Genomic DNA, 25,538 nt, shown 5'->3' on the forward strand with positions numbered 1-25,538 from the left:
CTTGTATATCCCCCAGTATTAAATCAAACCTGAAAGTACCACATCACTCCTTACCGGGAGGGATGAGAAGCTTCGACAAGGTTCGAGTCTCACGCAGTGAGACAACGCGCTTCAGCGCGGCCCGAAGGGTGAGTCGCATAGCGACGAATAATCCTTCCCCCACCACCATCCTTGTATGTCCCCAAGAACCCAATCAAACACCAAATCCTCTTTATCTCTCAGATCTCCCATTTATCAATTCCCTTAATCCGTTAGCGCATCCTCAACTTGAACTCCGGCCAACAATTCGCTATACCACTGACTTCTTTAATGCAGTAAGGAAGAAAGTGCATGCGTAACAATATCTGCGTTTTTTGTGGCGCCAGCGAAGGCGTTAATCCTGCTTATGCCGAGAATGCGCGGCAATTGGGTCAGACGCTGGCCACTCAGGGCCGACGCCTCATCTATGGCGGCGGTAAAAAAGGGTTAATGGGCATTGTGGCGGATGCAGTCCTTGCCGCCGGTGGTGAGGCCGTGGGCATCATTCCCGAGCGCCTGGTCGAAGCAGAAACCGCACACCGAGGTCTGACGGAGCTGGAAGTGGTCCCGGACATGCACACCCGTAAGGCGCGCATGGCGGCTCTGGCAGACGGTTTTATTGCTCTGCCTGGCGGCATAGGCACTCTGGAGGAACTGTTTGAAATCTGGACCTGGGGTCAGATCGGCTATCACAGCAAACCGGTGGGTCTGTTGGACGTAAACGGTTTTTATCGCCCGTTAAACAGTTTCCTGCAACACGTAGCCGATCAGGGCTTTATGCGCCATGACTACCTCGGCACCATGCATATCAGCGATTCAGCGCAAACCTTGCTGCAGCAATTCGACGACTATCAGCCGAAGAATTACGACCGCTGGGCAAAATAATTTGGCTTGCCGCCGGCGGCCGTTGCCGCTGGCCTGCGTTACATTTCTGGCCAAACTCTGCTACTATCTCAACACATTTTTCTTGTAAAAACGGCACCGCTCATGAAGTTTGTCTCTTTTAATATCAATGGACTGCGTGCGCGTCCGCACCAACTGGCCGCCATCATTGAACAGCATCAGCCCGACGTCATCGGCCTGCAGGAAACGAAAGTTCACGATGACATGTTCCCGCTGGAAGAAGTCAGTCAGCACGGTTATCACGTGTTCTACCATGGCCAAAAAGGCCACTATGGCGTGGCACTGCTAACCAAAGAAAAACCGCTTGCCGTACGCCGTGGTTTCCCGACCGATGATGAAGACGCACAGCGCCGCATCATCATGGCCGATCTGGCGACACCACAAGGCACGCTGACGGTGATCAACGGCTACTTCCCGCAGGGTGAAAGCCGTGACCATCCGATCAAATTCCCAGCCAAGACGCGCTTCTACCAGGATTTGCAAAACTACCTGGAGCAGCAAATGTCGGTGGACTCACCGGTACTGGTGATGGGTGACGTAAATATCAGCCCAAGCGATTACGACATCGGTATCGGTGAAGAAAGCCGCAAGCGCTGGCTGCGTACCGGTAAGTGCTCCTTCCTGCCGGAAGAGCGCGAATGGATGGACCGCCTGATGAACTGGGGCCTGGTAGATACCTATCGCCATGCGAACCCGGAACGTAACGATGAATTCTCGTGGTTCGACTACCGTTCACGTGGGTTCGATGAAAACCGGGGCCTGCGTATCGACCTGTTGTTAGCCAGCACGCCATTGGCCGCACGCTGCACCGCGACTGGCATCGATTATCAGATCCGCGGGATGGAAAAACCTTCGGATCACGCCCCGGTCTGGGCAGAGTTCTCACTATAATTTATCCAACCCCGGCCACCGCCGGGGTTTTGCTATGTGGTACGCATGAAAATTATCGATGTCGTCGCCGCCATCATTGAAAAAAATGGCAAAATTCTTCTGGCACAACGTGATGCCGGCAGCGATCAGGCTGGGCTGTGGGAGTTTCCCGGCGGTAAGGTCGAGGCAGGCGAGAGCCAACCTCAGGCGCTGGCGCGTGAACTGGACGAAGAGTTAGGAATTGTCGCCAGTGTGGGGAGTTATGTCGCCAGCAATCAGTGGCAGCAAAGCGAACGCATTATTCGCTTGCATGCCTGGCGGGTGACAACCTTCAGCGGTGAATTACAAAACCGCTGCCATTCGGACTTTGTTTGGTTAGCGCCGGAGCAGGCGTTTGACTATCCCCTGGCCCCGGCGGACGTACCGCTATTAACTGCCTATATCGCCACACAGCGGGCGAAGGTCTGAGTTACAGCGTCACTTCTTCAGACGCATCCAGATCAACGGGTTAGTCCCCACCACGTTGGGGTCGCGTACGCACTGCAACGCTTCCCCTTCCACCTTGAGCACCGCCCCTTCAGAATAGTTTTGATCCTGATAGATACAGCAGCGAACGCAAGGTTGTGCCGTTGGCTGAGTGGCAGCATTTTTTGCCGTACCCCAGATTTCCGGCGACACTGGCACCACCACATCCACGTCACCACGATTGGCCATCGCCGTGGAACAAAACAGCAATGCGCCGCTGGCCAGCATCAGTAAGCCATAATTCATTCGCTCTTCTCCCGCGCCTTACCGGCGCTTTTCTTGCGTTTTTTCGCCCCGGTAGAAGGTGACGGCGGCAACCCGCGAAACGCCATACTCGCCCGGCTCTGCTTGGCCTGATAAATCAGCTCCTGCAAAGTGCCTACCAGAGGTTGCATAAAGTCCTGATAGCGACAGGATTTTTCACTGATTTGCGTCAACGTGGCTTCCCAGTTGGCGGTCATATCAGGACGGGCGGCAATATCCGGCAGCGAATGGATCAACGCCCGACCGGTTTCACTGGAGTGAATGTAACGCCCTTTTTTATACAAAAACGCCCGCTTGAACAGCAATTCTATGATCCCTGCGCGCGTAGCCTCGGTCCCTAAACCATCGGTCGCTCGCAGGATTTTCTTTAGCGCTTTATCCTGAACAAAACGCGCAATCCCGGTCATGGCGGAAAGCAGGCTGGCATCGGTGAACGGCCGCGGCGGTTGTGTCTGACGCTCAACCACCTCTCCGCGCTCACACAATAGCTCGTCATCTTTCGCCACCACCGGCAACGGAGAACCTTCGTTTTCCTCATCGCGCTCTTTACTGCCCAACAGCGTTCGCCACCCGGCTTCCGCCAGAAAACGCGCCTTGGCGATAAACTTGCCCCCGGCGATATCCAGCTCAATCACGCACTTGCGGAACATGGCATCCGGGCAGAATTGCATCAGGTATTGTCGCGCAACCAAACCGTAAACGTTCAGTTCGTCCTGGCTGAGACTGACCTTACTAGCGCGGGCGGTCGGGATAATGGCGTGGTGGGCATCGACCTTTTTGTCGTCCCAGCAGCGGTTACGACGATCGCTGTCGATCACCGGCTGCGGATAAAGATCCGGCTGATGAACACTGATGGCGTTCAACACCGAATGACGCCCGGCAAAGTGCTCTTCCGGCAGGTAACGACAGTCAGAACGCGGATAGGTAATCAATTTATGGGTTTCATACAGCCGCTGGCAGACGTCCAGTACCTGCTGCGCGCTCAGGTTGAAGCGTTTGGAAGCCTCAATCTGCAAAGTCGACAGTGAAAACGGCAAGGGGGTGGTATCTGATTCCCGTTTATCATTATAAGACGTGACCAGCGCCGGCTGGCCCTCGATACGTTTGAGCACGTGTTCTGCCAACGACCGGTGCAGCAGGCGCCCTTCTTCATCCTGATAAGGCTCACAGGAGTCACTGGGTTGCCACAGAGCGACAAAGCGTTCGTCTTTGGGCGTCACGATGTGTGCTTTAACTTCGAAGAAGTCCTTCGAAACGAAGTTTTCAATATCCTCGTCACGCCGTACCACCAACCCCAGCACCGGCGTCTGTACCCGCCCCACCGACAACACACCGTCATACCCGGCATTGCGTCCCAAAATGGTGTAAGCGCGGGTCATGTTGATGCCATACAACCAGTCTGCGCGGGAGCGCGCCAGAGCAGAGACACACAAGGGGATAAAGTCGCGATTATCACGCAGCCGTTCAATGGCGCGTTCTACCGCCTGCGGGTTGAGATCGTTGATCAGACAACGGCGGACGCTGTGGCGTTTTTCCGGCGACAACGCCAGGTAATCCAACACCTCGTCCACCAGCAATTGGCCTTCGCGATCCGGGTCACCGGCATGCACCACTTCATCGGCCTCGTGCAGCAGCTTTTTGATGGCATTAAGCTGCTTGCTGACCGACGGACGCGGCTGCAACTGCCACTTTTCAGGGATGATCGGCAGATCCGCCAGCGACCAGCGCGCATAACGGCTGTCGTAGGCATCCGGCTGCGCCTGTTCTAATAAGTGGCCCACACACCAGGTCACCACATCATTGTTACCGCAGGCGATAAATCCGTCGCCGCGACGATGCGGCTTGGGAAGGACGTCGGCAATGGCGCGCGCCAAACTCGGTTTTTCGGCAATAAACAGTCGCATTATTCACCGTTATTCTGGCTGTACGTCATCAGGAATTCTCTTACTTCAGCATAATTCCCGCGGAACACAATCCGCTGGGATTTTTTTTCCAATTGGTAGTGATACATCGGATCGTAGTAGTGCTGCAACAACGGCACCAGCCACGCCTGATGCTCGTCACTATTTCCACTGGCCTGCTGGCACTGCAGTGCCCATTCCAGGCGTTGCGTCAGCTGTTGGAAACGTTCAAGCCCCAGGCGGCGGCGAATGGCAAACAGGCCGTGATGCAGATACTCATCGTACTTCTGCCAACCAAGCTGCACGCCATAAGCCTGTTCAAACTCAATACGCATCCGATCGATATATTCTTGCTGTAGCCGGGCCAGACGCACCTCAAAGGGATCGTCTATCACCGCTACCGGTGCCAGTTGCATGCGGTTGAAGATCGCTAACGGCAGGTTGTTGCTGCCGATAATGCGCCCTTCGTCTTCCAGCACCCAACGGCGGCAGCCACCATGCTGTTTTTTCAGCAATAACACAGCCAGACGATTCTCAAAATCTATCTGAGCGCTTTGATCCACCAGCGTTCGGCCAAAAGATGAACCGCGGTGGTGTGCAGCACCTTCCAGATCGATGCCATCGGCCAGTTCATTGACCAGCAGAGTTTTACCACTGCCAGTATTGCCGCCGATCAACACCATCGGCAGTTCGGCGCTCTGCTCCAGCGTGGTGAGCAGGAAATTACGCAGTGCCTTGTAGCCGCCGGTGATGCGCGGGTAGGTCACGCCAGCCTCACGCAGCCACTGCTGCACCAGCTGTGAACGCAAACCGCCGCGGAAACAATAAATATAGCCTTGCGGCCATTGGGCACATTGCGCCAGCCAGGCCGCCGTGCGTTGCTCGCGCAGCCTGCCATTAACCAGGCTATGACCCAGCGCAATCGCCGCCTGCTGCCCCTGCTGTTTGTAACAGGTGCCGACGGCCTGCCGTTCATCGTCATTCATTAGCGGCAGATTCAGCGCATTGGCGAACGCACCCTGCTGAAACTCAACCGGTGCGCGCACGTCAATCAGCGGGATATCCTGCAAAAAAATACGGCGGTAGTCCTGGGTGTCTTCCCGTTCCCTCGAGGCTGACACTAGACAACCTCGATCAGGGGTTTGGACGGCACGGCCGCATGCAGTTCACCGATAGCCTGGAGTTGAATGCCGTGGCGCTCGGCAATCGCCTGCACCTGCTGCTCCGCTTCAGGCAGCACTGCCAGCAGCAAGCCGCCGGAGGTCTGCGGATCGCACAGCAATTGGCGCTGCAGGTCGGTCATTTCACCAACCAGATGGCCGTAACTTTCAAAGTTGCGCCCGGTACCGCCGGGTACGCAGCCTTCGGCAATATAACGCTCGATGTCAGGCAGTTTAGGGACCTGATCAAACCATACCGTCGCCTGTAGCCCTGAGCCCTGGCAAACCTCGCTCAGGTGGCCCAGCAGGCCGAAGCCGGTGACATCGGTCATCGCCGTCACGCCTTCGACTTCGGCAAAATCCGTGCCCGGTTTATTCAGTTGGCACATCACTTCGGTCGCCAGGCCTTCATGCTCTGGCAACAGTTTGCTTTTCTTTTCGGCGGTGGTTAATACGCCAATGCCCAACGGCTTGGTCAGGTACAATTTGGATCCGGCCTGCGCCGCGCTGTTTTTCTTCACCCGCTCGGTATTGACGATGCCAGTCACCGCCAGGCCAAAAATAGGCTCTGGCGCATCGATAGAATGGCCTCCCGCCAGGGCGATACCTGCCTGCTGGCAGGCATAGCGCCCGCCGTCGATCACCTGTTGCGCCACTTCCGGTGCCAGCTTGGCAATTGGCCAGCCGAGGATCGCAATCGCCATGATCGGTTTACCGCCCATGGCATAGACGTCGCTGATGGCGTTGGTGGCGGCGATGCGGCCGAAATCGAATGGGTTATCAACAATCGGCATAAAGAAGTCGGTGGTGCTGATGATGCCAACGCCGTTGCCGATGTCATACACCGCCGCATCGTCACGGGTTTCATTGCCCACCAGCAAGCGGGGATCGACAAACTTCTCCCGCTCGCTGTGCAGAATAGTTTCGAGAACTTTCGGTGAGATTTTACAACCGCAGCCGGCGCCATGGCTGTACTGGGTTAAACGGATCGCTGGCGATGTCATATACCACTCCCTTCGGTTAACGGCATTCAAGATAGCATAGGGTAGCGCTTGCCGAGGGGAATGGTAAGAGCGGGCTGTCGATAACCGAACAGCCTGCTCAGAAACAACACAGAATGGCGGGATTTAGCGCATTTTTCCGTCGCCGCGACAGGGATCAGAAATAGCTGACGAAAGGCGTGCTGTCTGGGGCAATCACTTTAGTAGACGCTTTTAGCTGCGGGGTGCCCAAATACAGGAAGCCGACAATTTCGTCCTGCTCGCGGCAACCAAAGGCTTCACGAACCAGAGGATGCTCGGTCCAGGCACCGGTGCGCCAGATGCCATTGAAGCCCTGCGCCAGTGCGGCCATCTGCATCGCCTGTACCGCACAGCCGGCAGAAACCACCTGCTCCCAGCGAGGGACCTTGGTTTCTTCGGTGCAGTGCGCCACTACGGTGATGATCAACGGGGCACGGAATGGCGCTTTTGTCGCCTTTTCTATCGCGGCTTCGTCCATCTCGTCCTGCTTCGCAGCAGCTTGTAACAATTGGCTAAAACGCTCCAGACCCTGGTTTTCAATCATCACAAAACGCCATGGCTGCAACGCGCCATGATCGGGCGCCCGCAGGCCCGCATTGATGATATTCTGACGCGCCTCATCCGTAGGCGCAGGAGCCGCAAGGCGTGACGCAGAGCGGCGATTCAGTAAAAGATCCAGTGCATCCATCATAAACTCCTGATAACAATTTTCATTACGATCACGTTAACATAGCTAAACGGTGAGTGACAGCCTCGGCATTAGCCTCTGTGACCCGCGATTTAAAGCTGACATTTCCTCGGCCGCTCATTAGGATAGCGGAACATTCTCGACTCTTGCTGGAGAGCACATGCGCACATTGTGGCAAATCATTGCCGGCGTTTTCAGGTGGACATGGCGTCTGCTGAACTTTATCAGGGAACTGATCCTTAATTTGTTCCTGGTGTTGCTGATCCTGGTTGGGGTCGGTATTTATCTTTCATTCCAGAGTGCCACCACCCCTGCCGTCCCTACCCGCGGCGCGTTGCTGGTGGATCTGAGCGGCGTGGTAGTTGACCAGCCGTCGATGAACAACAAGGTACGCCAATGGGGCCGTGAACTGCTGGGCGCTTCCAGCAATCGCCTGCAGGAAAACTCCCTGTTTGACGTGGTTGACAGCATCCGCAAGGCCAAAGACGACAAAAACATTACCGGCATGGTATTGCAGTTAAATGACTTTGCCGGTGCTGACCAGCCTTCACTGCAATACATCGGTAAAGCGCTGCGTGAATTCCGTGACAGCGGCAAGCCGATCTTTGCCATCGGCGACAGCTATAACCAGACGCAATATTATCTGGCCAGCTACGCCAACAAGGTTTACCTGTCACCGCAGGGCGCAGTCGATCTGCATGGTTTTGCCACCAACAACCTTTACTACAAGTCGCTGTTGGAAAAACTCAAGGTCACCACCAACATCTTCCGCGTCGGGACGTATAAATCCGCAGTGGAACCTTTGATCCGTGACGATATGTCACCGGCCGCCCGTGAAGCCGACAGCCGCTGGATTGGCGGGCTGTGGCAGAACTATCTGGATACCGTGGCGGCCAACCGTCAGATCACCGCACAGCAACTGTTCCCGGGTGCTGCAGGGGTGCTTAGCGGTATGCAGGCAGCCGGTGGTGATACCGCGAAGTATGCGCTGGATAACAAACTGGTCGATGAACTGGCGTCGCGCACCGTGATCGAGAACCAACTGATCAAGACTTTCGGTTGGGACAAGCAGGCGAATGATTTCAACGCGACCAGCATCTACGACTACCAGCCGAAACCGACGCCGGATCAGGGCGGCAAAATCGCCGTGATCTTCGCTAACGGCGCGATCATGGACGGTCCGCAAACGCCAGGCACCGTGGGTGGCGATACCACCGCGGCAGAACTGCGTCAGGCGCGACTGGATCCGGCCATCAAGGCGGTGATTTTCCGGGTCAACAGCCCAGGGGGCAGCGTCAGTGCCTCTGAAGTGATCCGCTCCGAGTTGGCTGCGGTACGTGCCGCCGGCAAACCTGTGGTGGTATCCATGGGCGGCATGGCTGCCTCGGGGGGCTATTGGGTCTCTACGCCGGCGGACTACATCATCGCCAGCCCGAGCACCCTCACCGGCTCCATCGGCATCTTCGGGGTGATCAATACCTACGAGCAGACGCTGGACAGCATTGGCGTGCATACCGACGGTGTGGCAACCTCACCGCTGGCGGATCTGGCCGTCACCAAGGCGCTGCCGCCAGAGTTCTCGCAGATGATGCAGTTGAACATCGAAAAAGGTTACCAGAACTTTATCGACCTGGTCGCCAAGTCGCGCAAAATGACACCGCAGCAGGTTGATCAGATTGCTCAGGGCCACGTGTGGTTGGGCAGCGATGCCAAGACCAATGGGTTGGTCGATCAGTTGGGTGACTTCGACGACGCAGTGAAGAAAGCCGCTGAGCTGGCGCAGTTGAAACAGTGGCAGCTTAACTGGTTTGTTGATACCCCAAGCCTGACCGACATGGTGCTCAGCCAGTTTGGTGTGTCAATTCACGCCATGCTACCTGCAGCCATCCAGTCCATGCTGCCTGCGCCGCTGGCGTCGGTGGCCATGGCGGTCAAAGAGCAGCCGGGTTTGTTCAATAACCTGAACGATCCGCAAAACCGCTACGCCATTTGTTTGACCTGCGGAGAAGTCCGCTAACAAATTAATCCTCAGCCCGGCACCCGCCGGGCTTTTTTTCTGCGCTTATCCCCCTATAATTCAGCCCATCTTATTTCTGTTAAAACAATCACTATGCAAAAGAAATCGATTTACGTCGCCTACACCGGCGGGACCATCGGCATGCAGCGCTCTGAGCACGGCTACATTCCGGTCTCCGGTCACCTGCAGCGTCAACTGGCCTTGATGCCTGAATTCCACCGGCCGGAAATGCCGGACTTCACCATTCATGAATATGCGCCGTTGATCGACTCCTCCGACATGACGCCGGAAGACTGGCAGCATATCGCCGACGATATCAAACTGAATTACGACCGCTATGACGGCTTTGTGATCCTGCACGGTACCGACACCATGGCGTTCACCGCCTCGGCGCTGTCATTCATGCTGGAAAACCTGGCCAAACCGGTGATTGTCACCGGTTCGCAAATTCCGCTGGCGGAACTGCGCTCCGATGGCCAGACCAACCTGCTGAACGCGCTTTATCTGGCGGCCAACCATCCGGTAAATGAGGTCAGCCTGTTCTTCAACAACAAGCTGTTCCGTGGCAACCGCACCACCAAGGCGCATGCTGACGGTTTTGACGCCTTTGCTTCCCCTAATCTGCCGCCGTTGCTGGAAGCCGGGATTCATATTCGCCGCCAGAACGGTATCGACAGCCCGGCCTGCAACGGCGAACTCAAAGTGCATGACATTACGCCACAACCGATCGGTGTAGTGACGATTTATCCAGGGATTTCTGGCGCGGTCGTGCGCAACTTCCTGCTGCAGCCGGTGAAAGCCTTGATCCTGCGCTCTTACGGTGTGGGCAACGCGCCACAAAAAGCGGAGCTGGTGGATGAATTGCGTGATGCCTCTGAACGCGGCATTGTGGTGGTCAACCTGACGCAGTGCATCTCCGGGCGGGTCAATATGGAAGGTTATGCCACCGGGAATGCGCTGGCCCATGCCGGCGTCATCAGCGGGTTTGATATGACGGTCGAAGCCGCATTGACCAAGCTGCATTACCTGCTGAGCCAACCGCTGACGCCGGAACAAATCCGTAGCCAGATGCAGCAAGATCTGCGCGGTGAGCTGAGTATCAGCGGTTAACCTTCCACACCACGGAGTGACGATGAAAACTGCCCTGTTGCTTATCGATTTGCAAAACGACTTTTGCCCCGGCGGCGCACTGGCGGTAACCGGCGGTGATGCCGTGATTACCGCAGCCAATCAGGCGATAGCGGCCTGCACCGCGCGCGGTGAGCCGGTGGTCGCTTGCCAGGATTGGCACCCCGCCAATCACCGTAGCTTTGCGGTAAACGCCAACGCGCAGGTCGGTACCCTGGGTGAACTCGAAGGCTTACCTCAGGTGTGGTGGCCGGTGCACTGCGTACAGGAAAGCCAGGGCGCTGAGTTTCATCCACAATTGCACCAGCGGGACATTATCGCGGTGTTCCGTAAAGGGCAAAATACGGATATCGACAGCTACAGCGCCTTCTTCGACAACGGTCACCGCTCACAAACCGAATTGGACACCTGGCTGAAAGCGCAGCAGGTTAGCCATCTGGCGATTATGGGGTTGGCAACCGACTACTGCGTAAAGTTCAGCGTGCTGGATGCGCTGGCGCTGGGGTATCAGACCACTGTGATCACCGATGGCTGTCGCGGCGTTGATTTACAGCCCGGCGACAGCCAGCAAGCTTTCCAGGCGATGCAGCAGGCCGGTGCACACCTCGTTACCCTGTCACAATTTATCGCTCGCTGATATCCCTGGGCGCGGGTTGCGCCCATTACCCTTCCCTCGGTCCAAACCTCGACATCGCTCACATTCCAACCATTCTCCTGTGATTACATCTTGTTCGTCTGCGTCGCTTTTGCTGTTATGACCGCTGATGCATTGGCATCAGTAAGTTATACGCATCCGGGGCCCATTGAGCCCGGCTTTAGATTACCGCCTCAGGCGGTTTCGGTCGGCCTTGTCGACCAAAGGAGATTACATGGTATTAACCCGTAAACTGCTGCCTTTACTGGTAGCGGTGCAGCTTGGTATGGCCGGTGCCGGCATGGCCCACGCCGCTTCTTACCTGTCCGTCGGTTATTTCAACGGCGGCGGTGACGTTACCGCCGGCCCTGGCGGCGATATCAACAAGCTGGACGTCACTCAGATTACCCATCTCAATTACTCTTTCGGCCTGATTTACAACGACGAGAAACAGGAAACCAACCCGGCGCTAAAAGATCCGGCTCGCCTGCACCAAATCTATCTGTCGCCCAAGGTCATGGCTGACCTGCAATTGCTGCCGGTATTGCGTAAACAGAACCCGGAACTGAAAGTGCTGCTGTCCGTCGGCGGCTGGGGTGCACGCGGGTTCTCCGGTGCGGCCGCCACACCGGAAAGCCGGGTGGTGTTTATCCGTTCGGTGCAGCAGGTAATTAAGCAATATCATCTGGACGGCATCGATCTCGACTGGGAATACCCGGTTAACGGCGCCTGGGGACTGGTCGAAAGCCAACCGGCGGATCGCGCCAACTTCACGCTGTTGCTGGCAGAGCTGCATAAAGCCCTGGATAAAGGCAAATTGCTGACTATCGCCGTCGGCGCCAACGTAAAAAGTCCGCAGGAATGGGTCGATGTTAAAGGCATTGCGCCCTACCTCGATTACATCAACCTGATGACCTACGACATGGCGTACGGCACCCAATACTTCAACTCCAACCTGTATGACTCCAAACAGTGGCCGACCGTCGCCGCCGCCGACCGTTACAGCGCCAATTTTGTGGTGGAAAACTATCTGGCGGCCGGGTTGAAGCCTGCCCAGTTGAACCTGGGTATTGGTTTCTATGGCCGGGTACCAAAACGGGCAACCGAAGCGGGCGTTGACTGGGACAAACCGGATGCAGCCAAAAACCCGGTCACCCAGCCCTACTTCACCGCACGCGAAACCGCCGTGTTTAAAACCATGGGGCTGGATCTGACCAAGGACAGCTACTTCAAATACAACGATATCGTCAGCAAACTGCTGAACGATCCGCAACGGCGCTTCACCGCCCATTGGGACAGTGATGCACAAGTCCCCTACCTGACGATGAAATCCGCTGAGGGCAAGCCGCTGTTTGCCATTTCATATGAGAACCCGCGTTCGGTGGAACTCAAGGCTGACTACATCAAAAGCAAAGGGTTGGGCGGTGCGATGTTCTGGGAATATGGCGCAGACGACAATAACCGCTTGGCACATCAACTGGCGGAGTCACTGGGAATTAATGGCGGGAAACGATAAATCAGCGGGCGATGCGAGCATCGCCCTGCTGTCAGATTTACTGCGGCTTTAACTTGACCAGCGGTTCAGCAATGAACTGCTGTTTCAGCTCCTGCTTGCTCTTCATCACAATCTGGCCGTCGGTGCCGATACTCATATGCTGCGGGTCAGCGTTGTGCAATGACTGCCACAACATCACTGCCTGCAGGCTATTTTCTTTCTGTTCCGGCGTTAGCGCTACACCGTCCGGCCACTTGCCCAACTCAACGGCCAGCACCAGTCGCTGATAGATTTCCGGCGTCATGGCGGCAATCAGATCTTTTACGTCCATCAGAGCATGTCCTCACTCGTGGAAGAATAATTAGCTGAATCGATTTTTCTCACTGAATAATCCGTCAGCCGGCCGTTTTGTCGCCGTTCTCACCGTCGGTAAAGCTCAGCGACGCCGAGTTAACGCAAAAACGCTCGCCGGTTGGCTGCGGGCCATCGGGGAAAACATGCCCCAGGTGTGCGTCACAATGGCCACAGCGGATCTCAACGCGATGCATATTATGCGTATTATCATCAAGATAACGAATAGCATCGTCGGAGACCGGCTGATAGAAGCTCGGCCAGCCGCAGCCGGAGTCATACTTGCTGTCGGAGTAAAACAGCGGATGGTTGCAGCACAGGCAATGGTACACGCCCTCGCGTTTGTTGTGCAGTAGTTTGCCGGAATACGGCGCCTCGGTACCACGTTCCTGAGTGACATAACGTTGGATTTCATTCAGTTCCGTGGCCGGATGGTCAGGGGTTGTCTCTTTAGCCATTTGTGCGTTTCTCTGAATGTGGATAATGTCAACGAAAACAATGAGTAATAATAACAAAAAATTAACAACACTGCAGCGCTTTTTGGCCTAAACTGTAGCCCATAAAGGTCACGCCATGACAATATGTGACACCGATCACATATCTTAAACAGGCTGACTTTATACTTAGCGGTTTGACCCCATATAACGGATGAGGCCGAACGCAAACGGAATGTGCAATAAGCACTCAAACCCGGCTTCCAGGTTTGATTTGCAGCAAGAATTGACACGATTCCGCTTGACGCTTGGTAAGGTTTTTGTAATTTTACAGGCAACCTTTTATTCACTAACAAATAGCTGGTGGAATATATGACTATCAAAGTAGGTATCAACGGTTTTGGCCGTATCGGTCGCATTGTTTTTCGTGCTGCTCAAGAACGTTCTGACATCGAGATCGTTGCAATCAACGACCTGTTAGACGCAGAGTACATGGCTTACATGCTGAAATATGACTCTACTCACGGCCGCTTCAACGGCACAGTAGAAGTTAAAGACGGCCACCTGGTTGTTAACGGCAAAACCATCCGTTGTACCTCAGAAAGAGATCCGGCTAACCTGAAGTGGAACGAAGTCAACGTTGACGTCGTTGCTGAAGCAACTGGCCTGTTCCTGACTGACGAAACTGCACGTAAACACATCGCTGCAGGCGCTAAGAAAGTTGTTCTTACTGGCCCATCCAAAGATGACACCCCTATGTTCGTTATGGGTGTGAACCACAAATCTTACGCTGGTCAGGAAATCGTTTCTAACGCTTCTTGTACCACCAACTGCCTGGCACCACTGGCTAAAGTTATCAACGACAACTTCGGTATTGTTGAAGCGCTGATGACCACTGTGCATGCAACTACCGCTACTCAGAAAACTGTTGATGGCCCGTCTCACAAAGACTGGCGCGGCGGCCGCGGCGCATCCCAGAACATCATCCCTTCTTCTACCGGCGCTGCTAAAGCAGTAGGTAAAGTTATCCCAGAACTGAACGGCAAACTGACCGGTATGGCGTTCCGCGTTCCAACTCCGAACGTGTCTGTGGTTGACCTGACTGCTCGTCTGGCAAAACCAGCTTCTTACAAAGAAATCTGTGCTGCTATCAAAGCCGCTTCTGAAGGCGAGCTGAAAGGCGTGCTGGGCTACACCGAAGACGAAGTGGTTTCTACCGATTTCAACGGCGAAACTCTGACTTCCGTATTCGATGCCAAAGCCGGTATCGCACTGAGCGACAGCTTCGTGAAACTGGTTGCCTGGTACGACAACGAAACTGGTTATTCCAACAAGGTTCTGGATCTGATCGCTCACATCTCCAAATAATGGATTGATGTTAAGCTGATGATGAGGGCGACATTTTTGTCGCCCTTTTTTTGTTTTTACGGCGAACAAAAGGCAACCCGATGAACGAAAAAATTTTCACCCTACCCGTTACCGAACAAATTACACCTTATATCAGTCAACGCCAGCTTGATGAGCTGCCGGTGGTAGTGGTTTCCCATCCTAAAGTACGCGCAGTCATCTCGCTGCAAGGCGCACACCTGTTGGCCTGGCAACCTGCCGGTGAAAAACCGGTTATTTGGCTGAGCAACAACACCCCATTTAAAACAGGCAATGCCATCCGTGGTGGCGTGCCGATTTGCTGGCCCTGGTTTGGCCCAGTGGCAAAACCTTCGCACGGTTTTGCCCGCAACCAAGCCTGGAGCCTGACGGCGCATGATGAAGACGATAACGGCGTTATTCTGACCTTTACGCTGAAAGACAATGAGCAAACCCGCAGCCTGTGGCCACATGCCTTTACGCTGATTGCCCGTTTCAAACTGGGTGAAGAATGTGAAATAGAGCTGGAATCTCACGGCGACTACCAGGCGACCGCCGCCCTGCACACCTACTTCCAGATTGGTGATATTGCCCAGGTCAAAGTGGCCGGCCTCGGCGAGCCTTACATTGATAAAGTGGCCGCTGGCGCACAAGCCAGCCAGGTGGGTGACGTGACCTTCGTCGGCCAGACTGACCGGGTTTATACCCAACCGGACGCATTCAGCCTGATCAAGGATGCGTCGCTACAACGCACCATTGAGGTTCATCACCATCACATGAGTGATGTGATTGCCTGGAACCCGGGCGTAGAGCTGTCTTGCAGCATGGCGGATATGCCAAATGACGGTTATAAAACCATGGTTTGTGTAGAAACCGGTCGCATCAGTAAACCGCTGGTTGCTGCAGGTGAACAACCGGCTCGGTTGGCCGTGACCTTCCGGGTCCGTAACAACGCCTGAGCCCGTTATGGGAGGTGAAGCCTGCCACCCAACCACTGCACCACAGATGTGCAAAAGGGGCGCTAACGCCCCTTTATGATGCATTCATCGCACTATAATTGTGCGAGCCTCGATTAGAAGCTGTATTTCACACCCGTCATCAACAGCCCGGTGTAAGATTTATCCACCATAGGACTGTCTTTCACTTCGCTGGACAAACTGATGTAGCGCCCAACAAAGAAAGCATCCCAGTCCTTGTTGATCTTATAGTTGGCACTCAGCTCAACGTACGGCGCCCAGCTATCACCTGGCGTGTAGCTGTCCAGGCCGCTGCGGCGAGATTCATTTTCACTCACGCCAAAGTAGTATTTGTTCTGGTTTTTGCTGCTCCACGAGACGCCTGCCCCCGGAACCAGTGTGAAATCGCCCAGCTCAAATTTATACAGGTAGGCAAAGTCCGCCACCATACCGTTACTGTAGTTCAGCGTATCGCCGGTAAAGGTGGTGCGCAGAATGCCCCACTCGGCAAAATGCGAATAGGCCAGACCGGCCATCAGGGTGCCACGACGCTTGTCCAACTGCTTCATGCGGTCGTCGTCACTGTCACCTGGGCGATAGCCCAACGGGGAGAAGTAGCCCATCAGGCTCAATTGATTTTGCTGATCTTTCCACAGGTAATAACCGGCGGTCAGCGTACGGAAGTAGAAGTCGTCACCTTCATAGTTAATGACGGGTACCGGATATACGCGGTCTTGATAGCCACGATACGGATCCGGGCTAACCAGCGCTGAAGCACCGAGTGACCAAGTTCCTGCCTGAGCACTTTGCGCACAAACCATTGCGGAAGCGATAATTGCTAGCGTTTTAAGTTTAAAAATCTTCACTGGTTCTTTTTCCATAAATAACAGAGTTAATAGCGTGCTTAGTTTATGTGAGAATTCCGTTGCGCGCTGAATCTTTACAATAGAAAACGACCAAGATCGAATAACTTAGATCGGAAATATGAATTAATCATGGCAGAACCATGACGTTTTTTGCCGCAAGCCGCGCCAGACAAGGCATTTGGCTATCCCTGTAATAACTGAGTCATTGATATGACTTAAAAAAAGCCTTTTACCAAGCAGGAAATTTTCTGGTATGCAAACTAAGCTTAAATCAGAAGGTGAATAAATCCTGAGCCAGTGGCAATACAGCGCAACTCGCGATAATAAGCGCACCAAGTTGGCATACGGGTTGCTGTACTCAGGGATAACTTCTTCTTTCGGGAGCCAAAAGACCAGCACCAGCTCCCTTTACCTGTGCTAATAACGAAAGGACGGGCATCGCCATGAACATATTTGACCACTATCGCCAGCGCTACGAAGCTGCCAAGGACGAAGAGTTCACACTGCAGGACTTTCTTACCATTTGCCGGCAAGATCGCAGTGCTTATGCCAATGCGGCCGAACGTCTGCTGATGGCTATCGGTGAACCAGTAATGGTCGACACTGCGCTCGAATCGCGCATGTCTCGCCTGTTCTCCAACCGCGTGATCGCACGCTATCCGGCATTCGAAGAGTTCTACGGCATGGAGGAAGCTATCGAGCAGATAGTCTCTTACCTGAAACACGCCGCTCAGGGGCTCGAAGAGAAAAAACAAATCCTTTATCTGTTGGGCCCGGTGGGCGGCGGTAAATCATCGCTGGCGGAACGCCTGAAAGCGCTGATGCAACTGGTGCCGATTTACACCCTGAGCGCCAACGGTGAACGCAGCCCGGTTAATGACCACCCGCTGTGCCTGTTCAACCCGCAGGAGGATGCCAATATTCTGGAGAAAGAATATAACATCCCGAATCGCTACCTCGGCACCATCATGTCGCCGTGGGCAGCCAAACGCCTGCATGAGTTTGGCGGCGACATCACCAAATTCAAAGTGGTAAAAGTGCGCCCTTCCATTCTGGAACAGATTGCCATCGCCAAAACCGAACCGGGCGATGAGAACAATCAGGATATCTCGGCGCTGGTCGGTAAGGTCGATATCCGTAAGCTGGAGAATCACGCGCAGAACGATCCGGATGCCTACGGCTATTCTGGTGCCCTGTGCCGCGCCAACCAGGGGATCATGGAGTTCGTGGAGATGTTCAAAGCGCCGATCAAGGTGCTGCATCCTCTGCTGACCGCCACCCAAGAAGGTAACTACAACGGGACCGAAGGGATCTCTGCCCTGCCGTTCAGCGGTATTATCCTGGCTCACTCCAACGAATCCGAATGGGTGACCTTCCGTAACAACAAAAACAACGAGGCTTTCCTCGACCGTGTTTACATCGTCAAGGTGCCTTACTGCCTGCGGGTGTCGGAAGAGATCAAAATCTACGACAAACTGCTGGATCACAGTGAACTGACCCATGCGCCATGCGCCCCGGGCACGCTGGAAACGCTGGCACGCTTTACCGTACTCTCTCGCATGAAAGAACCGGAAAACTCGAGCATTTACTCGAAAATGCGCGTCTATGACGGTGAAAGCCTGAAGGACACCGATCCTAAAGCCAAGTCGTATCAGGAATACCGCGACTATGCCGGGGTCGATGAAGGCATGAACGGCCTGTCCACCCGTTTTGCGTTTAAAATTTTGTCGCGGGTGTTTAACTTCGATCACGCAGAGGTCGCCGCTAACCCGGTCCACCTGTTCTACGTGCTGGAACAGCAGATCGAACGCGAGCAATTCCCACAGGATCAGGCAGAGAAATACCTGGAACACCTGAAAGGCTACCTGATCCCGAAATACGCCGAGTTTATTGGCAAAGAGATCCAAACGGCTTACCTGGAGTCTTACTCGGAATACGGTCAGAACATTTTTGACCGCTACGTGACCTATGCAGATTTCTGGATCCAGGATCAAGAGTACCGTGATCCGGATACCGGTCAGCTGTTCGATCGCGAGGCCCTGAACGCCGAACTGGAGAAAATCGAGAAGCCTGCCGGCATCAGCAATCCGAAAGATTTCCGTAACGAAATAGTCAACTTCGTGCTGCGTGCCCGCGCTAATAATAGTGGCCGCAACCCTAACTGGACCAGCTATGAGAAGCTGCGTACCGTGATCGAGAAGAAAATGTTCTCGAACACCGAAGAGTTACTGCCGGTGATTTCGTTTAACGCTAAAACCTCAACGGATGAGCAGAAGAAACACGACGACTTCGTCGACCGCATGATGGAGAAAGGCTATACCCGCAAACAGGTTCGCCTGCTGTGTGAATGGTATCTGCGGGTCAGAAAGTCTTCATAACGTCTAATGAGAATTAGCGTCATGGAGATGGCGTAGAAAGTTGGCAACGTCGTTTGGGGGAAGTATGGCGTATTTTATTGACCGACGGCTTAATGGCAAAAACAAGAGCATGGTGAACCGCCAGCGCTTCTTGCGTCGTTACAAGTCGCAAATCAAACAGTCGATTGCCGAAGCCATCAACAAGCGTTCGGTCACCGACGTAGACAGCGGGGAGTCAGTCTCGATCCCCTCTGGCGATATCAACGAACCGATGTTTCATCAGGGTCGCGGTGGCACACGCCACCGCGTTCATCCAGGTAATGACCATTTTGTCCAGAATGACCGCGTCGAACGCCCACAGGGTGGCGGCGGCGGTGGCAGCGGCCAGGGTAACGCCAGTCAGGATGGTGAAGGCGAGGACGAGTTTGTCTTCCAGATCTCCAAGGACGAGTATCTTGACCTATTGTTTGAAGATTTGGCGCTGCCAAACCTGAAAAAGAACCAGTATAAGCAACTCACCGAGTACAAAACCCATAGGGCCGGCTACACCGCCAACGGCGTGCCGGCCAATATCAGCGTGGTACGTTCGTTGCAGAATTCACTGGCGCGACGGACCGCCATGACCGCCGGGAAACGGCGCGCTTTACATGAGTTGGAAGATGAACTCACCCAGATGGAAAACACCGAACCGGTGCAACTGCTGGAAGAGGAGCGGCTGCGTAAGGAAATTGCCGAGCTGCGCAAAAAAATCGAAAGCGTGCCCTTTATCGACACCTTTGATTTACGTTACAAGAACTATGAGCGTCGGCCCGAACCTTCCAGCCAGGCGGTGATGTTCTGCCTGATGGACGTTTCCGGCTCGATGGATCAGGCGACCAAAGACATGGCTAAACGTTTCTATATTCTGCTCTACCTGTTCCTGAGCAGAACCTATAAAAACGTCGATGTGGTGTACATCCGTCACCATACCCAGGCGAAGGAAGTGGATGAACAGGAGTTCTTCTACTCGCAGGAGACTGGCGGCACCATTGTTTCCAGCGCGCTGAAGCTGATGAATGAAGTGGTTGAAGAGCGTTATGACCCGGCACAGTGGAATATCTATGCCGCACAGGCGTCGGATGGCGACAACTGGGCCGATGACTCCCCACTGTGTCACGAACTGCTGGCGAAGAAGCTGCTGCCGATGGTGCGTTATTACAGCTACATTGAAATTACTCGCCGCGCCCACCAAACGTTGTGGCGTGAGTACGAAGATTTACAGGCAAAATTCGAAAACTTTGCCATGCAGCATATCCGCGAACCGGACGATATCTACCCGGTATTCCGCGAACTTTTTCATAAGCAAACAGCATAACTCGTACTATTAATCACGGCCGGTTAATCAGATTAATCGGCCGTTTTCTTTTAGAAGAATAATGAAAAACTCCACTGGAGAGATTTACTTCAGGTTTTATATAATCCCCCTCATTACAAACTCAACATCCTCCCCGTTTTACCCCTGAGATATAAAGCTAAGTTGTTGTTCATTTCATGGTTTTTTCAACCAGTCCGGTGATACCGTCGATAGCTAAGGTAATTCCTAATTACCTATCACGGACCCAATGCCCATTGCGCAAGTTAGGAAAAATCCTATTTAATGGGGGGCCAAATTGCCATCTCAGGTGAGAGCCATGGAATTACTGACCATCGCAATCATCGTCGTTTTGATTGCAGTTGTTGTATTTTCCTTTGTCATGTATTTGCGGCAAAGAAGGGGAACTACTCTCAACGCCAAGCGAAAACGACGATAGGACGCCTATCCACAAGGAAGTGGTTCAATAACCGTTATCAGAACACCACTTAATCCCAGTTTGCTTCCAACACCAGTCAGAATTAACTGCTGAGCAAATACTTCTGATTTTTTATGAGGATATTCTGATACATGCGGCATTATAGATTATCGTCTTGTCGCTGAAATTCAGGTGCGCTACTGTCGTCATATGGATGGCACACAACACTCTAGAATCACAACAGCATCCAGCTTTCGATATCATCCCTTAATCCCGCCGCTGTGCGGGATTTTTTTGGTCTCCACCTTTTCACTGAACAGAATGCTAAATCGCGAACCCTACTGACAGAAACTGGCAGTGGTCGCCGTTAGACTGGGTATTCCTGCGGGAGAAAACCTCCACGCGCCATGAGCAAATGCACAGGGAAATACGCGCCAATGACACGAGTTATCACCATTCTTACCGAGAATTTCTCCGATTGGGAAACCGCGCTGATCAACTCCACCTGCCGTGGCTATTATGGCTTCGACACCCGTTTTGCCTCACCCAAGGGGACCCCTGTCATCTCCTCCGGCGGCATGCTGGTGACACCGCAGTTGGCGATCGAGGCCATCCAACTGGATGAAATCGACCTGTTGATCGTTTGTGGCGGCACCGCATGGCAGACAGAACAGGCCCCCAATATCACCGGGCTGGTTGCACAGGCCTATGAGAAGAACATCGTTGTCGCCGGCATTTGCGATGGAACCCGCGTATTGGCGCAAGCGGGTGTGCTGGATAACCTCCGTCATACCTCCAATTCGGCGGAAAACCTGTCGCAACTCAATTATCGTGGGGCTGCGTACTATCAGGATGTGCCTTACGCCGTAGCCGATCGGCGCGTGATCACCGCCCCCGGTAGCGCTCCGGTCAGCTTTATGGCCGAGATTTTAGCAACCTTAGGGGTGAGCGACGAGAATCTCAAAACTTATCTGGCAATGCATGCGGCCGAACATCGCAGGCCGGTTTAACACCATTGCCATTACAATGAGGCGAGCAGCCCGCTGTACAGTACCGGCCCCGTCGGTTGCCCGGTTGGCGAGCCGCCGGCCGGTTCCAGGCTAATGGCGATGGTCATCCCCCTGGACAACTGAACCGGATCCAGTGCGAGTCTCGTCACCCGTTGTGCCGCCACGATGCCCAGCGAAACCGGTTTTTCCCCGGCAGGGATCGCCCACAGTTGCAGACTGTTAGCTACGGCGATAGGCGGCGCATTGACCGGCGTTAACTGCAGATGTCGTGTCTTTTTATCCAGCCCCACAATCCACTGTCCGCTGCCGGTCTGGCTGCCATTCAGCACCACGGCAGGAATAAACTCCGACGGAGGTTCGATAAAACGTGGTACCAACACCACAGCGGCTAAACCGGCGGCGAGAGCCCAGGCGAGATAATCCCAGCGCCACCGACGTTGGCCCACTACCGGTGGCAGGCTAAGTTGAATTTTCTTCCACACTCGCTCCGGTGGCATTATGGGTATCAACCCATCGTCGAGTGGAGCCAATAATCGCTGCCATTGTGCCACCAGGGCGGCCAGTTCCGGTTCATGACGGATCCGCTGCTCCAGTCTGAATCTCGCCGGGCCACGCAGCGTACCTAGTGCATACTCCGCGGCCAGGGCTGAGTCATACTCCCCCCGGTTTTTCATAATCCCACGCAGTCTTTTAGATGATCGAGTGCTCGGCGGATCCAGCTTTTAACTGTGCCAAGCGGCTGTTGAAGATAGACAGAAACCTCACCGTGCGACATACCCTGATAGTAAGCCAGCACAATGCTTTGCCGTTGATCGATGGGCAAATGTTCTAAACACGCCGTCAGCTTTTGCCCCTCCTGCGAACGCTGCAGCTCCTCGACGGGCTCGGTGAGACTGGCGCCGTCAATATCTTCGAACTCCTCCTCACGTTCTGCCGCCCTGCCACCCGTACCGCGTAACCAGTCGATGGCACGATTGCGCACAATGTGCGTCAGCCAGGTCAGAGGGGAACTGAGCTGCGGGTCATAGCTGGCAGCCCGATTCCACACGCTGATAAAGCTCTCATGCAACACTTCTTCAGCCCAGGATTGTCGTCGTAGTATGCGCAAAGCAACGGCATACAAACGCGGTGACATCTGACGATACAGCTGTTCAAAGGCCTGACGGTCGCCACGGCCTATAGCCTTCATCATCGCCACATCATGTTCCGGTAAAGGTGCTGTCATGTCCCATCCTGATTCGGGTTGAGGATGACCGTTATTCAGGCCATCCGCACCAAGTATAGCCATAATTTATTTAGGCATCAGGACGGTATCAATAACATCAATCACCCCATTTTTTTGGAACACATCATAGGTGCTTATATTAGCAATATTGCCCTTTCCATCTTTAAGCTGAATATTGTGTGGCCCGTTGCTCATGATCCACAGAGGTTGTCCGTTCACCGTTTTCAATTCAGCAGCCCCTTTACCCTCGTGGATTTTCTTTTCCAATTGCTTCATATCATATCTGCCCGCCACGACGTGATAAGTCAGCACACTGGTCAACAACGCCTTATTTTCCGGTTTCAATAAATTATCGACGGTGCCCGCGGGCAATTTGGCGAAGGCCGCATTAGTTGGTGCAAAAACGGTAAAGGGTCCCTTGCCTTGTAGGGTATCTACCAACCCTGCAGCCTTGACTGCTGCCACCAGAGTAGAGTGATCTTTGGAGTTAACAGCGTTCTCGACGATATTTTTACTTGGATACATGGCTGCCCCGCCGACCATGACTTGATCAGACATCATGGCAGCGGCTGACGCGCCGCTAAACAGGACCGATGCACATAAAACGCCAGTAATGAGCTTTTTCATGACCAATTCCTCGAAAGTAAGATAGGTGAAGTTTTGCCTCACATTCGGATATACGTACGAGGAGATGCTTTTGGATGCAGCGCAGGAAAAATAATTTTAGCCGCCCATCTCAGGGCATAAAAAAACCCCGCAGTTGCGGGGTCTGAACGATGGGCGTTTACGAGGCGTTAGCCGCATCATCAATAAAAGTGGCTATTTCCTGTGGGTGTGAAGCGAGCGAGGCATGGCTGGCATTCAGAGTGATCACTTTCTTAGCCTTCAATCGCGCCGACATATGCTGTTGATTTTCAGGCGCAATCATCCGGTCATTGCTGGAAATTTGATACCAGGAAGGTTTGTGCTTCCACGCAGGTTCAGTGATTTCATTGCCGAAGGTGCTGGCCAGCGGTGCCTTCTGCGTTACCGCCATCACCAGTGCCGCATCGGCGGGAAGATCCTGACAGAAGCTTTCGTGAAATTTATCGGCTTTAATCCATAGATAGCCATCGCTGTCCGGCGCCAGGTTCGCCGCTGCGATCGGTGGATGTTGCTGAGTGATAGCACCAGGGCTTTCGCCGGCATCCGGCGCAAAGGCGGCGATAAACACCAGCCCGACCACATTGGGTTGATTGCCCATTTCGCTGATCACCGCGCCGCCATAAGAATGGCCGACCAGAAGAACAGGCCCTTCCTGCTGCGCCACCATCTTGCGCGTGCGCTCTGCGTCATCGGCCAACGATGTCAGCGGCATCTCTACGGCATGAATCGAGTGATATCCTTTATGTGACAGTTCGGTAATGACTTTACTCCAGTGCGCTGCACCGCCCCAAAATCCATGGACCAGGACTACAGTAGGTTTTACCTTCATGACAGATTCCCTCTTTTACCACGTGGAGGCGTTACGCCAGACCCGTTCACACAGCACTGCTATCCTTCCAGCGCCATCTGCATCAAGCCCAAAACGCCTTATATGCCCTGTTGTATATAGTTCACATCCGTGGTTTTCAGCAATAGCTACGAATAGTTAACCCGCGGCCACATCCCTTCTGGCGTTCCATTCGGCCCGAGTGATTTCCCAGATCTCCGTCGGCATGTGGCCACGAATCAGCCACGCCATCACATTAAGACTAGGATTTATACCTATTACGATCTAAAATTCCATGAAAAAACAATGAGAAGTCATTCAAACAAAATCAAAAGGGAATTTTACGTGAAGGAAATGATCTCTATTCTTTTTATCGCAGGCCTGTTGGCGATGCTTTTTTCATGGCTGTTTGTCTATGGCCTCAATATTCATTAGGCCCTTCAGAGATTAAAAAACCCCGGCATGTCTCCACGCCAGGGTCGGTAGCATTGAGTTGAGGGAAAACCAGCAAGCTGGTGATATCACCCTATGCGCTACTGTTTGGTCTGGATCCAGAACGCATGAATCAGGCCGGGGAAGTAACCCAGCAAGGTCAGAATAATGTTGAGGATGAACGCGCCGCCAATCCCTTTATCCAGCAGTACACCCAAAGGGGGCAGGATGATGGTAAAAACGATTCTCCAAAAGCTCATAATAACGCCTCATTTTGCTTTATAAGCCTCCAATATATTACATACCCTTAACATTTTCAAATGACGCTCTCATCGAAAATTCTTATAGAACCTTTTAATCCGGATATATCTACAGATATTGTGGTTTTACAGTGCGAATAAAAGAAAGAATTAATAAGCATTGATTATGTGGAATTGAGCCCTTAAAATTTACAGCTTAAAAATACAACTGGGATTGGTTTCATGTCGTCGCTGTGGGTTGCAACACAATACTTTTATTTAATTGGCCTGTTGGTTTCTATGATTTTTACCTACCTGGTCAGCCGGGATACCATCAAGATTCGTTTTATCAGTGCGTTAACGATTGGTCTGACCTGGCCTTTGAGCCTGCCGGTAGTGTTGATGTTCTCTTTGTTCTAACGCTGTAGAAACCGCCCC

General features: G+C 53.6%; 26 protein-coding genes and 1 other RNA gene. 14 read left to right on the forward strand and 13 right to left on the reverse strand.

Annotated elements, in window-relative coordinates; all coding sequences use genetic code 11:
* Nucleotides 1-41: 41 nt before the first annotated feature.
* The 4 genes from BEI65_RS16165 to BEI65_RS16180 all read left to right on the forward strand — a co-directional run bounded on the left by BEI65_RS16165 (nucleotide 42) and on the right by BEI65_RS16180 (nucleotide 2,259).
* A non-coding RNA gene (locus tag BEI65_RS16165) (RtT sRNA) lies at nucleotides 42-168 on the forward strand.
* 162 nt (nucleotides 169-330) lie between these two features.
* A complete protein-coding gene (locus tag BEI65_RS16170) occupies nucleotides 331-903 on the forward strand; it encodes a TIGR00730 family Rossman fold protein (RefSeq protein ID WP_085117092.1) in 573 nt (190 codons plus the stop codon).
* A 102-nt stretch (nucleotides 904-1,005) separates the two neighbouring features.
* Entirely contained in the window at nucleotides 1,006-1,812 is an 807-nt protein-coding gene (xthA, locus tag BEI65_RS16175) for an exodeoxyribonuclease III (RefSeq protein ID WP_085117093.1), read from the forward strand.
* 45 nt (nucleotides 1,813-1,857) lie between these two features.
* Entirely contained in the window at nucleotides 1,858-2,259 is a 402-nt protein-coding gene (locus BEI65_RS16180) for a pyrimidine (deoxy)nucleoside triphosphate diphosphatase (RefSeq protein WP_099064219.1), read from the forward strand.
* A gap of 9 nt (nucleotides 2,260-2,268) precedes the next feature.
* Here BEI65_RS16180 and BEI65_RS16185 read toward each other — a convergent pair whose 3' ends face one another.
* The 5 genes from BEI65_RS16185 to BEI65_RS16205 all read right to left on the reverse strand — a co-directional run bounded on the left by BEI65_RS16185 (nucleotide 2,269) and on the right by BEI65_RS16205 (nucleotide 7,351).
* Nucleotides 2,269-2,562, reverse strand: coding sequence for a DUF1496 domain-containing protein (locus tag BEI65_RS16185; protein ID WP_099064220.1), 294 nt, complete (start codon nucleotides 2,560-2,562; stop codon nucleotides 2,269-2,271).
* On the reverse strand, nucleotides 2,559-4,484 hold the full coding sequence (locus BEI65_RS16190) for a DNA topoisomerase III (RefSeq protein WP_198404467.1): 1,926 nt from the start codon (nucleotides 4,482-4,484) through the stop codon (nucleotides 2,559-2,561). Before BEI65_RS16190 ends, BEI65_RS16185 begins: the two co-directional genes overlap by 4 nt.
* Nucleotides 4,484-5,602: a tRNA 2-selenouridine(34) synthase MnmH gene (gene mnmH / locus BEI65_RS16195; RefSeq protein WP_099064222.1), complete on the reverse strand. Its 1,119-nt coding sequence runs from the start codon at nucleotides 5,600-5,602 to the stop codon at nucleotides 4,484-4,486. The genes BEI65_RS16190 and mnmH overlap by 1 nt, the downstream gene beginning before the upstream one ends.
* Entirely contained in the window at nucleotides 5,602-6,645 is a 1,044-nt protein-coding gene (selD, locus tag BEI65_RS16200) for a selenide, water dikinase SelD (protein ID WP_099064223.1), read from the reverse strand. Before selD ends, mnmH begins: the two co-directional genes overlap by 1 nt.
* 154 nt (nucleotides 6,646-6,799) lie before the next feature.
* The gene (locus tag BEI65_RS16205; protein WP_085117099.1) at nucleotides 6,800-7,351 is read right to left on the reverse strand and encodes an NAD(P)H nitroreductase; all 552 of its coding nucleotides are present in this window, start codon (nucleotides 7,349-7,351) and stop codon (nucleotides 6,800-6,802) included.
* A gap of 160 nt (nucleotides 7,352-7,511) precedes the next feature.
* On the opposite strand from BEI65_RS16205, the gene sppA reads away from it, so the two are divergent.
* From sppA to BEI65_RS16225, 4 genes are all read left to right on the forward strand, one after another.
* Complete coding sequence (gene sppA, locus BEI65_RS16210) at nucleotides 7,512-9,368, forward strand: signal peptide peptidase SppA (protein ID WP_012145447.1); 1,857 nt, start codon at nucleotides 7,512-7,514, stop codon at nucleotides 9,366-9,368.
* A gap of 93 nt (nucleotides 9,369-9,461) precedes the next feature.
* The gene (gene ansA, locus BEI65_RS16215) at nucleotides 9,462-10,478 is read left to right on the forward strand and encodes an asparaginase (protein ID WP_037419689.1); all 1,017 of its coding nucleotides are present in this window, start codon (nucleotides 9,462-9,464) and stop codon (nucleotides 10,476-10,478) included.
* A gap of 22 nt (nucleotides 10,479-10,500) precedes the next feature.
* Complete coding sequence (gene pncA / locus BEI65_RS16220) at nucleotides 10,501-11,133, forward strand: bifunctional nicotinamidase/pyrazinamidase (protein WP_099064224.1); 633 nt, start codon at nucleotides 10,501-10,503, stop codon at nucleotides 11,131-11,133.
* 232 nt (nucleotides 11,134-11,365) lie between these two features.
* Complete coding sequence (locus tag BEI65_RS16225; RefSeq protein WP_099064225.1) at nucleotides 11,366-12,646, forward strand: glycoside hydrolase family 18 protein; 1,281 nt, start codon at nucleotides 11,366-11,368, stop codon at nucleotides 12,644-12,646.
* 37 nt (nucleotides 12,647-12,683) lie between these two features.
* Here the strand turns inward: BEI65_RS16225 and BEI65_RS16230 are convergent, their stop codons facing one another.
* A complete protein-coding gene (locus BEI65_RS16230) occupies nucleotides 12,684-12,956 on the reverse strand; it encodes a YeaC family protein (protein WP_012145451.1) in 273 nt (90 codons plus the stop codon).
* 64 nt (nucleotides 12,957-13,020) lie between these two features.
* A complete protein-coding gene (gene msrB, locus BEI65_RS16235; protein WP_099064226.1) occupies nucleotides 13,021-13,434 on the reverse strand; it encodes a peptide-methionine (R)-S-oxide reductase MsrB in 414 nt (137 codons plus the stop codon).
* Nucleotides 13,435-13,782: 348 nt separating this feature from the next.
* On the opposite strand from msrB, the gene gapA reads away from it, so the two are divergent.
* Both gapA and BEI65_RS16245 read left to right on the forward strand, forming a co-directional pair.
* Nucleotides 13,783-14,778: a glyceraldehyde-3-phosphate dehydrogenase gene (gene gapA / locus BEI65_RS16240; protein WP_085117105.1), complete on the forward strand. Its 996-nt coding sequence runs from the start codon at nucleotides 13,783-13,785 to the stop codon at nucleotides 14,776-14,778.
* Between the two features lie 80 nt (nucleotides 14,779-14,858).
* Nucleotides 14,859-15,734, forward strand: a complete 876-nt coding sequence (locus BEI65_RS16245; RefSeq protein ID WP_099064228.1) for a D-hexose-6-phosphate mutarotase — start codon at nucleotides 14,859-14,861, stop codon at nucleotides 15,732-15,734.
* Between the two features lie 113 nt (nucleotides 15,735-15,847).
* On the opposite strand, the gene BEI65_RS16250 is transcribed toward BEI65_RS16245, so the two are convergent.
* Nucleotides 15,848-16,612, reverse strand: coding sequence for a MipA/OmpV family protein (locus BEI65_RS16250; RefSeq protein WP_099064229.1), 765 nt, complete (start codon nucleotides 16,610-16,612; stop codon nucleotides 15,848-15,850).
* A gap of 428 nt (nucleotides 16,613-17,040) precedes the next feature.
* Between BEI65_RS16250 and yeaG the strand changes: the two genes are divergently transcribed.
* From yeaG to BEI65_RS16265, 3 genes are all read left to right on the forward strand, one after another.
* Nucleotides 17,041-18,975: a protein kinase YeaG gene (gene yeaG / locus BEI65_RS16255; RefSeq protein ID WP_099064230.1), complete on the forward strand. Its 1,935-nt coding sequence runs from the start codon at nucleotides 17,041-17,043 to the stop codon at nucleotides 18,973-18,975.
* Nucleotides 18,976-19,039: 64 nt separating this feature from the next.
* Entirely contained in the window at nucleotides 19,040-20,308 is a 1,269-nt protein-coding gene (locus BEI65_RS16260) for a YeaH/YhbH family protein (protein WP_099064231.1), read from the forward strand.
* Between the two features lie 852 nt (nucleotides 20,309-21,160).
* Nucleotides 21,161-21,733 carry a type 1 glutamine amidotransferase family protein gene (locus tag BEI65_RS16265; protein WP_099064232.1) on the forward strand — a complete coding sequence of 191 codons (573 nt, stop codon included), beginning with the start codon at nucleotides 21,161-21,163 and terminating at the stop codon, nucleotides 21,731-21,733.
* An 11-nt stretch (nucleotides 21,734-21,744) separates the two neighbouring features.
* On the opposite strand, the gene BEI65_RS16270 is transcribed toward BEI65_RS16265, so the two are convergent.
* From BEI65_RS16270 to BEI65_RS16290, 5 genes are all read right to left on the reverse strand, one after another.
* On the reverse strand, nucleotides 21,745-22,407 hold the full coding sequence (locus BEI65_RS16270) for an anti-sigma factor domain-containing protein (protein ID WP_099064233.1): 663 nt from the start codon (nucleotides 22,405-22,407) through the stop codon (nucleotides 21,745-21,747).
* Entirely contained in the window at nucleotides 22,404-22,958 is a 555-nt protein-coding gene (locus tag BEI65_RS16275; RefSeq protein ID WP_099064234.1) for an RNA polymerase sigma factor, read from the reverse strand. The genes BEI65_RS16270 and BEI65_RS16275 overlap by 4 nt, the downstream gene beginning before the upstream one ends.
* 66 nt (nucleotides 22,959-23,024) lie before the next feature.
* The gene (locus tag BEI65_RS16280; RefSeq protein ID WP_099064235.1) at nucleotides 23,025-23,585 is read right to left on the reverse strand and encodes a fasciclin domain-containing protein; all 561 of its coding nucleotides are present in this window, start codon (nucleotides 23,583-23,585) and stop codon (nucleotides 23,025-23,027) included.
* Nucleotides 23,586-23,742: 157 nt separating this feature from the next.
* Complete coding sequence (locus BEI65_RS16285) at nucleotides 23,743-24,432, reverse strand: alpha/beta hydrolase (protein WP_099064236.1); 690 nt, start codon at nucleotides 24,430-24,432, stop codon at nucleotides 23,743-23,745.
* A 530-nt stretch (nucleotides 24,433-24,962) separates the two neighbouring features.
* Nucleotides 24,963-25,121 carry a YqaE/Pmp3 family membrane protein gene (locus BEI65_RS16290; RefSeq protein WP_006322621.1) on the reverse strand — a complete coding sequence of 53 codons (159 nt, stop codon included), beginning with the start codon at nucleotides 25,119-25,121 and terminating at the stop codon, nucleotides 24,963-24,965.
* Nucleotides 25,122-25,343: 222 nt separating this feature from the next.
* Between BEI65_RS16290 and BEI65_RS16295 the strand changes: the two genes are divergently transcribed.
* Nucleotides 25,344-25,520 (forward strand): GhoT/OrtT family toxin, encoded by a 177-nt coding sequence (locus BEI65_RS16295; RefSeq protein ID WP_012145459.1) that lies wholly within the window; start codon nucleotides 25,344-25,346, stop codon nucleotides 25,518-25,520.
* The last annotated feature ends 18 nt before the right edge of the window (nucleotides 25,521-25,538 follow it).

The sequence above is a fragment of the Serratia sp. BW106 genome, from assembly GCF_002607755.1.
In the GTDB taxonomy this organism is placed as follows: domain Bacteria; phylum Pseudomonadota; class Gammaproteobacteria; order Enterobacterales; family Enterobacteriaceae; genus Serratia; species Serratia proteamaculans.

Bases quoted from the DNA above. Each gene is read 5' to 3' on its own strand.
- BEI65_RS16170 (WP_085117092.1), top strand. From the start codon at position 331: ATGCGTAACAATATCTGCGTTTTTTGTGGCGCCAGCGAAGGCGTTAAT.
- xthA (WP_085117093.1), top strand. From the start codon at position 1,006: ATGAAGTTTGTCTCTTTTAATATCAATGGACTGCGTGCGCGTCCGCAC.
- BEI65_RS16180 (WP_099064219.1), top strand. From the start codon at position 1,858: ATGAAAATTATCGATGTCGTCGCCGCCATCATTGAAAAAAATGGCAAA.
- BEI65_RS16185 (WP_099064220.1), bottom strand. From the start codon at position 2,562: ATGAATTATGGCTTACTGATGCTGGCCAGCGGCGCATTGCTGTTTTGT.
- BEI65_RS16190 (WP_198404467.1), bottom strand. From the start codon at position 4,484: ATGCGACTGTTTATTGCCGAAAAACCGAGTTTGGCGCGCGCCATTGCC.
- selD (WP_099064223.1), bottom strand. From the start codon at position 6,645: ATGACATCGCCAGCGATCCGTTTAACCCAGTACAGCCATGGCGCCGGC.
- BEI65_RS16205 (WP_085117099.1), bottom strand. From the start codon at position 7,351: ATGGATGCACTGGATCTTTTACTGAATCGCCGCTCTGCGTCACGCCTT.
- sppA (WP_012145447.1), top strand. From the start codon at position 7,512: ATGCGCACATTGTGGCAAATCATTGCCGGCGTTTTCAGGTGGACATGG.
- ansA (WP_037419689.1), top strand. From the start codon at position 9,462: ATGCAAAAGAAATCGATTTACGTCGCCTACACCGGCGGGACCATCGGC.
- pncA (WP_099064224.1), top strand. From the start codon at position 10,501: ATGAAAACTGCCCTGTTGCTTATCGATTTGCAAAACGACTTTTGCCCC.
- BEI65_RS16225 (WP_099064225.1), top strand. From the start codon at position 11,366: ATGGTATTAACCCGTAAACTGCTGCCTTTACTGGTAGCGGTGCAGCTT.
- BEI65_RS16230 (WP_012145451.1), bottom strand. From the start codon at position 12,956: ATGGACGTAAAAGATCTGATTGCCGCCATGACGCCGGAAATCTATCAG.
- msrB (WP_099064226.1), bottom strand. From the start codon at position 13,434: ATGGCTAAAGAGACAACCCCTGACCATCCGGCCACGGAACTGAATGAA.
- gapA (WP_085117105.1), top strand. From the start codon at position 13,783: ATGACTATCAAAGTAGGTATCAACGGTTTTGGCCGTATCGGTCGCATT.
- BEI65_RS16245 (WP_099064228.1), top strand. From the start codon at position 14,859: ATGAACGAAAAAATTTTCACCCTACCCGTTACCGAACAAATTACACCT.
- BEI65_RS16250 (WP_099064229.1), bottom strand. From the start codon at position 16,612: ATGGAAAAAGAACCAGTGAAGATTTTTAAACTTAAAACGCTAGCAATT.
- yeaG (WP_099064230.1), top strand. From the start codon at position 17,041: ATGAACATATTTGACCACTATCGCCAGCGCTACGAAGCTGCCAAGGAC.
- BEI65_RS16260 (WP_099064231.1), top strand. From the start codon at position 19,040: ATGGCGTATTTTATTGACCGACGGCTTAATGGCAAAAACAAGAGCATG.
- BEI65_RS16265 (WP_099064232.1), top strand. From the start codon at position 21,161: ATGACACGAGTTATCACCATTCTTACCGAGAATTTCTCCGATTGGGAA.
- BEI65_RS16270 (WP_099064233.1), bottom strand. From the start codon at position 22,407: ATGAAAAACCGGGGGGAGTATGACTCAGCCCTGGCCGCGGAGTATGCA.
- BEI65_RS16275 (WP_099064234.1), bottom strand. From the start codon at position 22,958: ATGACAGCACCTTTACCGGAACATGATGTGGCGATGATGAAGGCTATA.
- BEI65_RS16280 (WP_099064235.1), bottom strand. From the start codon at position 23,585: ATGAAAAAGCTCATTACTGGCGTTTTATGTGCATCGGTCCTGTTTAGC.
- BEI65_RS16285 (WP_099064236.1), bottom strand. From the start codon at position 24,432: ATGAAGGTAAAACCTACTGTAGTCCTGGTCCATGGATTTTGGGGCGGT.
- BEI65_RS16290 (WP_006322621.1), bottom strand. From the start codon at position 25,121: ATGAGCTTTTGGAGAATCGTTTTTACCATCATCCTGCCCCCTTTGGGT.
- BEI65_RS16295 (WP_012145459.1), top strand. From the start codon at position 25,344: ATGTCGTCGCTGTGGGTTGCAACACAATACTTTTATTTAATTGGCCTG.